The organism is Micromonospora sp. NPDC049799 (genome assembly GCF_040656655.1).
Lineage (GTDB): Bacteria > Actinomycetota > Actinomycetes > Mycobacteriales > Micromonosporaceae > Micromonospora.
In genome coordinates this window covers 1-8,550 of sequence record NZ_JBFAMU010000208.1, presented here as the reverse complement: position 1 = coordinate 8,550, position 8,550 = coordinate 1, and the positions used below count along the sequence as shown (strand labels likewise).

The window sequence follows — 8,550 nt, the reverse complement described above, 5'->3', positions numbered from 1 at the left end:
CTGCCCGCCGACGACGCGCGGCGGCGGGCGGTGCGGGTGGCCAACCCGCTGTCCGAGGAGGAGCCGCTGCTGCGCACCAGCCTGCTCGGCCCGCTGCTCGGGGCGCTCAGGCGCAACCTGGGCCGGGGGTTGCGGGACCTGGCCCTGTACGAGATCGGCACGGTGTTCCACCCGCGTTCCGGCGCCGGCACCCCGCCGCACATGGGCGTGGAGCGCCGGCCGTCGGACGCGGAGTTCGCCGCCGCCGACTCGGTGCTGCCCGACCAGCCCCGGCACGTGGGCGTGGTCCTCGCCGGGGAGATCGAACAGACCGGTTGGTGGGGCGCGGGCCGCACGGCCGGCTGGGCGGACGCCGTCCAGGCCGGCCGGGAGGTCCTCGCGGTCGCCGGGATCCCCGCCGAGCGGGTCACGGTCCGGGCCGGCGAGTACGCGCCCTGGCACCCGGGGCGGTGCGCGCAGCTGCTGGTGGACGACACCGTCGTCGGGTACGCGGGCGAGCTGCACCCGGCGGTCCTCGCCGGGCTGGAGCTGCCCCGGCGTACGTGTGCCATGGAGCTGGACCTGGACGCGGTGCCGGCGGCGCCGATGGCGCCCGGGCCGGCGGTGTCCGGGTTCCCGCCCGCGCTGATCGACGTGGCGCTGGTCCTGGATGCCTCGGTACCGGCCGCGCAGGTGCAGGAGGCGCTGGTCGAGGGTGCGGGTGAGCTGCTGGAGTCGGTGCGGCTGTTCGACGTGTACGCCTCCGAGCAGCTCGGGGCGGGCCGCCGGTCGCTGGCGTACAAGCTCACCTTCCGCGCCCCGGACCGGACGCTGACGGTGGAGGAGGCGGTGGCCGCCCGCGACGCGGCGGTCGCCCGCGCCGCCGAGCGTTTCGGAGCGGTGCTCCGCGGCGCCTGACGTGCAAGGAAGGGCCCCTTCTCAACGCCAGGCGTTAAGAAGGGGCCCTTCCTTGCGTTCGTCGGTGAGGGAGTCGTCACGGACGGTCGATGATCGGCCGAATGGTCAGAGGCGAAGGATCGTTCGGTTACCCATGAGTCACGTCCGAGCGGTTAGCCTGCTGTGATTCCGGCTGACGCCGGGATCGCACCCCCCGCCACCCCCACGGGAGTCCACCGATGTCCGAGGAACCGCCCGAGTCGCCCACCACGGTGGACGTCTGCATCGTCGGTGGCTGTGGCCGGGTCGGCCTGCCGCTGGGCATCGCCTTCGCCTCGCGCGGGCTCTCCGTCGTGCTGTACGACATCAACGCCGACGCCGTGGCGACGGTGAACGCGGCGACGCTGCCGTTCGCGGAGCCGGGCGCGGCCGGACCGCTGGCCGAGGCGGTCGCCGCCGGCCGGCTGCGGGCCACCACCGACCCGGCCAGCGTCGGTGCCTCCGAGCACCTGGTCGTGGTCGTCGGCACTCCCGTCGACGAGCACCTCAACCCGGACCTGGGCGCGGTGCCCCGGGCGTTGGAGCGCTGCGCGGAGCACCTGCGCGACGGGCAGTTGATCGTGCTGCGCAGCACCGTCTACCCCGGCGTCACGGCCCTGACCGAGAAGCTCCTGGTCGGCAAGGGCCTCCGCGCCGACGTGGCGTTCTGCCCGGAGCGCATCGCCGAGGGACGGGCGATGACCGAGCTGTTCACGCTGCCGCAGATCGTCGCCGCCCGTACGCCGGACGCGCTGGCCCGGGCCGAGAAGCTGTTCCGGCACCTGACCGAGCAGATCGTGCCCCTCGAACCGGAGGAGGCGGAGCTGGCGAAGCTGTTCACGAACACCTGGCGGTACATCAAGTTCGCCACCGCCAACCAGTTCTGGATGATGGCCAACGACTTCGGGCTGGACTTCGCCCGGATCCGGCACGCGGTGGCGTTCGACTACCCGCGCGCGGCGGACCTGCCGATGCCCGGTTTCGCCGCCGGGCCGTGCCTGTTCAAGGACACCATGCAGCTGGCCGCCTTCAACCGGAACAACTTCGTGCTCGGCCACTCCGCGATGCTCATCAACGAGGGGCTCCCGCTGTACCTGGTGTCGCGGCTGGAGGACCGGTTCGACCTGGCCGAGTCGACGGTCGGCATCCTCGGCATGGCGTTCAAGGGCGGCAGCGACGACCCCCGGGAGAGCCTGGCCTACAAGCTGCGCAAGATCCTCGCCCTGAAGACCCGGGAGACCCTCTGCACCGACCCGTACGTGGCCGACGAGCGCTTCGTCGACCTCGACGAGGTGCTGGAGCGGGCCGACCTGCTGGTCATCGCGGCCCCGCACGAGCAGTACGCGCGCCTCGACACCGACAAACCGGTGATCGACATGTGGGGCCTGACCGGGACGGGGGTGCGGGTGTGAAGCCCCGGGTCTCGGTGATCGTGCCGGTCTACAACGAGGGCGAGGCGATCCTGCGCTGTCTGGAGCGCATGCTCCGGGAGCTGCTGCTGCCCGCCGAGGTCCTCATCGTGCACGACATGCCGGAGGACACCACGGTCCCGTACGTCGAGCAGGTCGCCCGTACCGATCCGCGCGTCCGGGCGGTGCTCAACACGTACGGGCGCGGTCCGGCGAACGCGATCCGCTTCGGCATCGACGCGGCCACGGCCCCGGTCGCGGTGGTCACCATGGCCGACGGTTGCGACGATCCGCGGCAGATCGACGAGCTGGCCCGGCTGGTCGACCGGGGCGTGGTGGTGGCCGCCGCGTCCCGGTACATGCCGGGCGGCCAGCAGGTCGGCGGGCCCCGGTTGAAGCGGATGATGTCGCGCTGGGCGGGCCGCAGCCTCTACACCCTCGCCCGGGTCGGCACGCGGGACGCCACCAACAGCTTCAAGGCGTACGACACGGCCTTCGTCCGCCAGGTGGGGATCGAGTCGCGGACCGGTTTCGAGATCGGCCTGGAACTGACCGCCAAGGCCACCCGCCTGCGGTTGCCGGTCGCCGAGATCCCGACCATCTGGCTGGACCGGCCGCTCGGCGAGTCGCACTTCGACCTGGGCCGGTTCCTCCCCGGCTACCTGCGCTGGTACTTCTTCGCCTACGGTCGACGGCTGAGCGCCGGGAAACTGGCCACGCCGGCACGGCCCGCCGCCGTGCCGGCCCAACCCCGCGACAGCACCGAGTTCGAGAAGACCGCATAGGAGCGCACGTGGCGAAGGTCCTGGTTACTGGTTCGGCCGGCTTCATCGGCGGCTATCTCGTCGAGGAGCTGTTGGGCCGGGGCCACGAGGTGGTCGGCATCGACAACTTCTCGAAGTACGGGCCGGTGAGCCACAGCTACGACGACCACCCCCGCTACCGGTTCGTCGAGGGCGACGCCCAGGACGCGGACCTGCTGACCGAGCTGCTGGACGGCTGCGACCACCTGGTCGCCGGCGCGGCGATGATCGGCGGCATCTCCTACTTCCACGCGTACGCCTACGACCTGCTCGCCACCAACGAGCGGATCATGGCGTCGACCTGCGACGCGGCGATCCGGGCGCACCGCGACGGGCGGCTGGCGAAGGTCACCTACCTGTCGTCCTCGATGGTCTACGAGTCGACCGAGCAGTGGCCGAGCCGGGAGGGCGACGAACGGCGCATCCCGCCGCCGCTGTCCTCGTACGGTTTCCAGAAGCTGGCGGTGGAGTACTACGCGCGGGCGGCCTGGGAGCAGTACGCGCTGCCGTACACGATCGTGCGGCCGTTCAACTGCGTCGGCGTGGGCGAGGGGCGGGCGCTCGGTCAGGCCGAGGTGCTCTCCGGCAACGTGAAGCTGGCCATGTCGCACGTCGTCCCCGACCTGGTGCAGAAGATCGTCAAGGGGCAGGACCCGCTGCACGTCCTCGGTGACGGCAGCCAGGTGCGGCACTACACCTACGGGGGCGACCTGGCCCGGGGCATCGCCACCGCGATCGAGCACCCGGCGGCGCGCAACGAGGACTTCAACCTCTCCACGGCCGAGTCGACCAGCGTCCTCGACCTGGCCGGACTGATCTGGCGCAAGATCAAGGGACCGGACGTGCCGTTCCGCCACCTGTCCGACGATCCGTTCCGGTACGACGTCCAGAAGCGGGTGCCGGACGTGACGAAGGCCCGCGAGGTGCTCGGCTTCACCGCCACCACCGGCCTGGACGAGATGCTCGACGAGGTCATCCCGTGGGTGACGCGGGCGGTCGAGGAGGGCCGCCTCTGATCCGCCCCGCTGTCCGTTCCGGGCCCGTGCCGCGTCCTGCGGCACGGGCCTCGGCCTTTTCGGGGAAGGCGGGTGGCCGCCACCACACCTCATCTCCATGCAATGCATTGCATGACCATGCACTGGGCTGTTAGCCTCTGCTGCATAGTCATGCGGAGGTGAGTATGGGAATCCGAGTCGCGGTCGCCGGAGCGAGCGGCTACGCCGGGGGCGAGCTGATCCGCCTGGTCGCCGGGCACCCGGAGTTCGACCTGGTCGCCGCCACCGCGCACAGCCAGGCCGGTCACCGCCTGGACGCCGTACACCCGCAGCTCACGGGCCTGGACCTGGTGCTCGGCGAGACGGACGCGGCGACCCTGGGCGACGCGGACCTGGTCTTCCTCGCCCTGCCGCACGGTGAGTCGGCGGCCCTCGCCGCCCAGCTTCCGCCGGAGGTCCGGATCGTCGACCTCGGCCCGGACCACCGGCTGGCCAGCCCGTGGGACTGGGCCCACTACTACGGTGGCACGCACGCCGGGCAGTGGACCTACGGCCTGCCGGAGCTGCCCGGCCAGCGGGAGCTGATCGCCACGTCGACCCGGGTGGCGAACACCGGCTGCTACGCCGCCGCCATCTCCCTGGCGCTCGCCCCGCTGGTCGCCGCGGGCGCCGCCGACCCCGCCGACGTGGTGGTCGTCGCCGCCTCCGGCACCTCCGGCGCCGGCCGGGCCGCCAAGCCGCACCTGCTCGGCAGCGAGGTCATGGGGGACCTGTCGCCCTACCGGGTCGGCACCCACCAGCACGTGCCCGAGATCAAGCAGGCTACCGGCGCGACCGGCCTGTCGTTCACCCCGCTGCTCGCGCCGATGCCGCGCGGCATCCTCGCCACGGTCACCGCCGTCCCGGCGCGCGGCGTCGACCCCCGGGCGGTGCTCGCCGAGGCGTACGCGGACACGCCGTTCGTGCACGTCCTCCCCGAGGGCGCCTGGCCGCACACCGCCGCCACCCTCGGCTCCAACTCCTGCCACCTGCAGGCCACGGTCGACGTCGACTCCCGCCGGATGATCGTGCTCAGCGCACTGGACAACCTCGGCAAGGGCGCGGCCGGCCAGGCCGTGCAGAACGCCAACCTCATGCTCGGCCTGCCGGAGACGACGGGCCTGTCCATCTGGGGCGTGGCGCCGTGAGCGCGGCGCAGCACAGCCCCGCAGTCGCGAACGAAAGGCCGGTACCGTGAGCGTCACCGCTCCCCGGGGCTTCCGGGCGGCCGGCGTGGCCGCCGGGCTCAAGGCCAGCGGCAACGCCGACGTCGCCCTCGTCGTCAACGACGGGCCCGACGCCGGTGTCGCCGGCGTGTTCACCGCCAACCGCGTCAAGGCCGCACCGGTGCTCTGGACCCAGCAGGTCGTCCGGGGCGGCGTCGTCCGGGCCGTGGTGCTCAACTCCGGCGGCGCCAACGCCTGCACCGGCCCGGCCGGCTTCCAGGACACCCACGCCACCGCCGAGCACACCGCCGCCGCGCTCAGCTCGGCCAGCGCCCGCCTGCTGCTGGGCGCGGGCGAGGTGGCGGTCTGCTCCACCGGCCTGATCGGTGAGCGGCTGCCGATGCCGGCGCTGTTGTCCGGCGTCCGCACCGCCGTCCGGGGGCTGTCCCGCGACGGCGGGATGCCGGCCGCCCAGGCGATCATGACCACCGACACCCGGCCGAAGACCGCCGTCGCGCAGGGCAGCGGCTGGACGGTCGGCGGTATGGCCAAGGGCGCCGGCATGCTCGCCCCCGCGATGGCCACGATGCTCTGCGTGCTCACCACCGACGCGGTGGCGGGCCCGGACACCCTCGACGCGGCGCTGCGGGCGGCCTGCCGGGTCACCTTCGACCGGATCGACTCCGACGGCTGCATGTCCACCAACGACACCGTCCTGCTGCTGGCCAGCGGCGCGAGTGGCATCGCACCGACCGAGGAGGAGCTGACCGCCGCGGTCACCGCCGCCACGCACGACCTGGCCCAGCAGTTGATCGCCGACGCCGAGGGCGCCACCAAGCAGATCGCCATCGAGGTGGTCGGCGCCGCGAGCGAGGACGACGCGGTCGAGGTGGGCCGGTCGGTGGCCCGCAACAACCTGGTCAAGACCGCGCTGTTCGGTAACGACCCCAACTGGGGCCGCATCCTCGCCGCCGTCGGCACCACCGCCGCCGCGTTCGAGCCGGACGGCGTGGACGTCGCCGTCAACGGGGTTCGGGTGTGCCGGTCCGGCGCCGCCGCCGAGGACCGCTCGAAGGTCGACCTGACCGGCCGGGACGTCACGATCCGCATCGACCTGCACGCCGGCCCGACCGCCGCGACGATCTGGACCAACGACCTGTCCCACGCGTACGTGCACGAGAACTCGGCGTATTCGACGTGAGCGCGAGGAACGCAGCGAAGCGGAGTCCCGCAGTCGCGAACGAATGGCAGGCTCGGACATGAGCCTCTCCACCGACCTCACCCGCGCCCAGGCGAAGGCCGCCACGCTGATCGAGGCGCTGCCCTGGCTGGAGCGGTTCTCCGGCTCGACCGTCGTGGTCAAGTACGGCGGCAACGCCATGGTCGACCCCGAGCTGCAGCGGGCCTTCGCCGCCGACATGGTCTTCCTGCGGTACGCGGGCCTGAAGCCCGTCGTGGTGCACGGCGGCGGCCCGCAGATCTCGGCGATGCTCGGCCGGCTCGGCATCCCCAGCGAGTTCCGGGGCGGCCTGCGGGTCACCACCCCGGAGGCGATGGACGTGGTCCGGATGGTGCTCGTCGGCCAGGTCGGCCGGGAGCTGGTCGGGCTGATCAACAGCCACGGCCCGTTCGCCGTCGGCCTCTCCGGCGAGGACGGCGGGCTGTTCACCGCGGTGCGGCGGCCGGCGTACGTGGACGGGGAACCGGTCGACGTGGGTCAGGTCGGTGACGTGGAGTCGGTGGACATCTCGGCGGTGACCGACCTGATCGCCGCCGGCCGGATCCCGGTGATCTCCACCGTCGCCCCGGACACCGACGGGGTGCTGCACAACCTCAACGCCGACACCGCCGCGGCCGCTCTCGCGGTCGCCCTGGGCGCGCGCAAGCTGGTCGTCCTCACCGACGTCCCCGGCCTGTACGCCCAGTGGCCCGACACCACCAGCCTGGTCAGCGAGATCACCGCCGACGACCTGGCGAAACTGCTGCCGTCGCTGGAGTCGGGAATGGTGCCGAAGATGGAGGCCTGCCTGCGGGCGGTGCGTCAGGGTGTGCCCGCCGCGCACGTCGTCGACGGCCGGGTCGCCCACTCCACACTGCTGGAAGTGTTCACGTCGGAAGGCTTCGGAACGATGGTGATCCCGTCATGAGTGCGCTCGTGGACCGCTGGCGGCAGTCGATGATGGACAACTACGGCACCCCGTCGCTGGCGCTGGTCGCCGGTTCCGGCGCCGTCGTGGTCGACGATGCCGGCCGGGAGTACGTCGACCTGGTCGGGGGCATCGCGGTCAACGCCCTCGGTCATGCCCACCCGGCCGTGGTGGCCGCCGTGTCGAAGCAGGTCGCCACCCTCGGGCACGTCTCCAACCTGTACGTCGCCGAGCCGCCGGTGGCCCTGGCCGAGCTGCTGCTCGCCCTCGCCGGGCGCCCCGGCCGGGTGTTCCTCGCCAACTCCGGCGCCGAGGCGAACGAGGCGGCCTTCAAGCTGTCCCGGCTCACCGGCCGGTCGCACGTGGTCGCCGCCCGGGGCGGCTTCCACGGCCGGACCATGGGTGCCCTCGCCCTGACCGGGCAGCCGGCCAAGGCCGACCCGTTCCGCCCCCTGCCCGGTGAGGTGACCCACGTCGACTACGGCGACGTGGTCGCCCTGGAGGCGGCGGTCACCGACGCCACGGCGATGGTGATCCTGGAGCCGATCCAGGGGGAGAACGGCGTCGTCGTCCCGCCATCCGGCTACCTCGCCGCCGCCCGCCGGATCACCGCCCGGCACGGCGCGCTGCTGGTGCTGGACGAGGTGCAGACGGGCGTCGGTCGTACCGGGCACTGGTTCGCCCACCAGGCCGACGGCGTCGAGCCGGACGTGGTCACCCTGGCCAAGGGGCTCGGCGGTGGCCTGCCGATCGGTGCCGCCCTGGCCTTCGGCCGGGCCGCCGAGCTGCTCGGTCCCGGGTCGCACGGCACCACCTTCGGCGGCAACCCGGTCACCTGCGCCGCCGCCCTCGCGGTGGTGGCGACGATCGCCAACGAGGGCCTGCTGGACCACGTCAAGCGGGTCGGCGAGCGGCTGCGTCGGGGCGTCGAGGCGCTCGGTCACCCGCTGGTCGGTGAGGTGCGGGGCGCCGGCCTGCTGCTCGGCGTGGTGCTGACCGCGTACCTCGACGTACCAGAGGTCGCCGGAGACCTGGCGGGCCGTGGACGGCGACGGGCAGCCCTGGGTGTAGCCGGG

General features: G+C 73.0%; 7 protein-coding genes and 1 pseudogene. All 8 read left to right on the top strand.

Annotation, left to right across the window (positions count from 1 at the left end; all coding sequences use genetic code 11):
- Positions 1-897, top strand: a pseudogene (locus AB0I76_RS16925) (phenylalanine--tRNA ligase subunit beta); the annotation flags it as partial.
- A 218-nt stretch (positions 898-1,115) separates the two neighbouring features.
- Entirely contained in the window at positions 1,116-2,327 is a 1,212-nt protein-coding gene (locus tag AB0I76_RS16920) for a nucleotide sugar dehydrogenase (RefSeq protein ID WP_357035797.1), read from the top strand.
- On the top strand, positions 2,324-3,109 hold the full coding sequence (locus tag AB0I76_RS16915) for a glycosyltransferase family 2 protein (RefSeq protein WP_357035794.1): 786 nt from the start codon (positions 2,324-2,326) through the stop codon (positions 3,107-3,109). The genes AB0I76_RS16920 and AB0I76_RS16915 overlap by 4 nt, the downstream gene beginning before the upstream one ends.
- A gap of 8 nt (positions 3,110-3,117) precedes the next feature.
- On the top strand, positions 3,118-4,143 hold the full coding sequence (locus tag AB0I76_RS16910; protein ID WP_357035791.1) for an NAD-dependent epimerase/dehydratase family protein: 1,026 nt from the start codon (positions 3,118-3,120) through the stop codon (positions 4,141-4,143).
- Positions 4,144-4,307: 164 nt separating this feature from the next.
- Entirely contained in the window at positions 4,308-5,309 is a 1,002-nt protein-coding gene (gene argC, locus AB0I76_RS16905; protein WP_357035788.1) for an N-acetyl-gamma-glutamyl-phosphate reductase, read from the top strand.
- A gap of 46 nt (positions 5,310-5,355) precedes the next feature.
- A complete protein-coding gene (gene argJ, locus AB0I76_RS16900) occupies positions 5,356-6,528 on the top strand; it encodes a bifunctional glutamate N-acetyltransferase/amino-acid acetyltransferase ArgJ (RefSeq protein WP_357035785.1) in 1,173 nt (390 codons plus the stop codon).
- 58 nt (positions 6,529-6,586) lie between these two features.
- The gene (gene argB / locus AB0I76_RS16895) at positions 6,587-7,474 is read left to right on the top strand and encodes an acetylglutamate kinase (RefSeq protein ID WP_357035782.1); all 888 of its coding nucleotides are present in this window, start codon (positions 6,587-6,589) and stop codon (positions 7,472-7,474) included.
- A partial coding sequence (locus AB0I76_RS16890; protein WP_357035779.1) for an acetylornithine transaminase occupies positions 7,471-8,550 on the top strand: 1,080 nt, incomplete at its 3' end. The genes argB and AB0I76_RS16890, both read left to right, overlap by 4 nt.